At 37.6% G+C, this 2,961-nt stretch carries 2 protein-coding genes; both read left to right on the forward strand.

Going from position 1 to position 2,961, the window contains the following annotated elements:
- A partial coding sequence (locus FLA105534_RS01830; RefSeq protein ID WP_173964345.1) for a non-ribosomal peptide synthetase occupies positions 1–826 on the forward strand: 826 nt, incomplete at its 5' end.
- Positions 827–1,005: 179 nt separating this feature from the next.
- A partial coding sequence (locus FLA105534_RS01835; RefSeq protein WP_173964346.1) for a condensation domain-containing protein occupies positions 1,006–2,961 on the forward strand: 1,956 nt, incomplete at its 3' end.

The following is a 2,961-nucleotide window of genomic DNA, read 5'->3' on the forward strand; positions in this document are numbered from 1 at the left end:
GTTTTACATTCTCTCAGATGCTTTGGCCTTACAGCCAGTGGGAGTTATTGGAGAAATCTGTATTTCTGGTGATGGATTGTCCAGAGGCTATTTGTACCAACCGGAACTAACGGCAGAAAAGTTTATTGAAAACCCTTTCAAAGAAGGCACTAAACTATACAAAACCGGAGATTTGGGTAAATGGTTATCCGATGGCACCATTGTATGCATCGGTAGAAAAGACAGTCAGGTCAAAATCAGAGGTTATCGCATTGAACTTGGTGAGATCGAGCAGGTATTACAAGCTCAGGAAGGCATCGACCAGTGTGTCGTAGTCACTGCAACAGTTCAGGGTGATCCTGTAATTGTGAGTTATCTGGTGAGCACTTCGGCGGTAGACAAACAACAGCTTCGATTGGCATTGGGACGTGAATTACCCGATTATATGGTACCGAGTTACTATGTATTCTTAAACCAATTGCCACTTACACCCAACGGAAAAATCGATAAAAATGCTTTACCGGCGGTGAGTTCAGCTGATGTTATTCAACTCGAATATATAGCTCCAACTGATGAAATAGAAGAAAAGTTGGTTGCCATTTGGGAGGACATACTGGGACTGGAAAAGATTGGTGTTACCGATAACTTCTTCGAATTAGGAGGAAACAGTTTAAAAGCCACTGTTTTAATCAACAGAATCAACAGGACTTTCGATACCAGATTTTCGATTCAGGATTTATATAAAACCCAGGATATTATTGGAGTTTCAAAAAAATTAAAATTTATAGTTTTTCAAAATCAATTAGCGGTAGAAACAGCTGATGATCTGGATGAGATATTGATCTAAAATTTAATCGCGAGTTTCGTTTTAGATCTAAACATGGCTATACTTTATAGCCATGTTTTTTTTGTACTATAGATACATTCAGCCCTTTGTGGAGGCTATTTTGTTGTTAATCACTGAGCGTATAGTATGTGAATTCTCAAAATCATACAGGCGTTTTTCTTTACTTTAAAAATCATATCATGATAGAAAATTTAATACACATTCTACAATCTTTAAATATCGGGCTCAGAATAGAGAATGGAGATCTGAAAATTAATGCTCCAAAAGGAACTTTGACTCCTGAAATTATTGAAGACATTAAAGCTCATAAAAATGAATTAATCACTTTACTTTCTTCTTCAGAATCTATTCCGAAAGCCGAAATAAAAGATTCTTATGCGCTTACTTCATCACAGCACCGATTGTGGACATTGAGTCAGTTTGAAACCGGGAACTCGGCCTACAATATATTTGATGCCTTCGAATTTAAAGGAGTGCTGAATTTGGAAAAATTGACAGAAGCCTATAAAATCATAGTAGAACGACATGAGAGTTTACGGACCGTTTTTAAAGAAGATGAAGAGGGAAATTTGGGGCAGTATATCATTCCCGTTGCCCAATTCAAGGGAGCTTTACAACTTACAGATTTAACTAATGCTACAGAGGAAGCCCTGAGTAATCATGCTGATACACTTTTAAGACATGCTTTCGATTTAGAAAAAGGGCCTTTGTTTATTGGTGAGATTGTAAAAGCGGCCGCCGATAGTCATATTCTGATGCTGAACATGCACCATATTATTGGAGATGGTTGGTCGATGGGCGTATTGAGCAAAGAGTTTATGGCCATTTACAATGGATTGTCTACGGGAAATGAAGTGATATTACCGGAATTGTCTATTCAATATAAAGATTACTCAGAGTGGCAAAATAGTGAGGCCAGACAAGCAGTACTGGAAAAATCCAAAGCATCCTGGTTAGATCGATTTTCGGGAGAACTACCTGTTTTGGAATTGCCGTCGAGTACAGCCAGACCTAAGCTTAAAACTTATAATGGCTCAGGGGTAGATTATTCTTTTTCTAAAGAAAATACTGCTCAGTTGAATGCCTATGCACAGCAAAACGGGGTGACACTTTTTATGGTTTTAATGGCAGGGATAAACGGATTGCTTTATAGATACACTAATGCCAAAGATCTTATTTTAGGGACTCCTGTAGCGGGAAGAGAGCACAGTGATTTAGAAAATCAGGTTGGTTTGTATTTGAATACACTGGCAATTCGAACCACATTTGAACAAGAAGTTACTTTTGAAGAATTATTGACTATACAAAAAGAAACCTTATTAACAGCCTATTCACATCAGGATTATCCATTTGACAGTTTAGTAGAAGAACTTGGGATTAAAAGAGATCTAAGCAGATCTGTTTTGTTTGATGTTTTAGTGGTATTTCAAAACCAGCAGGAACTATTAAAAGCCGAAGGCTTAGTTTTAAATGGTCTTGAGATAGCTCCCTATAAAAATGTAAAAAAATCATTTAGCAAGTTTGATCTGACCTTTTATTTTTCAGAGATAAAGGGACAATTGTCCTTACGCATCGGATACAATACTGATATTTATGAGGCGGATTTTGTAACGCGTCTGGCTTCGCATTTTGATAGCTTTTTAACAGAAGCAGTCCAAAATCCGAATCAAAAAGTAGCCACATTAGAATATATTTCCTCATCAGAAAAGAAAATCCTTTTACAGGATTTCAATACTTCAAAAGCAGAGTTATCTTTAGACACCACAGCAGTTGCGCTGTTTGAGGAACAAGTTGCTAAAACTCCCGATGCAGTAGCACTGATATTCGAGGACAGATCCTTGACTTATAAAGAACTGGATGGAGTATCCAATGAGTTGGCACATTACTTATTAAACAATTTTGAGATCAATGCAGAGGATTTAATCACTGTAAAACTGGAGCGCAGTGAGTGGATTTACATCTCCTTACTGGCTGTTTTAAAAACCGGTGCAGCGTATCTTCCAATTGACCCGACCTATCCGGAGCAAAGAATTGCGTACATCGAACAGGACAGTCAGAGTAAAGTTATAATTGACGAACGTTTGTTAGCAGACTTTAGATCTCGTCAGGAGAATTATCCAACAACATCACCTGAA

Source organism: Flavobacterium collinsii, assembly GCF_902804485.1.
In the GTDB taxonomy this organism is placed as follows: Bacteria; Bacteroidota; Bacteroidia; order Flavobacteriales; family Flavobacteriaceae; genus Flavobacterium; species Flavobacterium collinsii.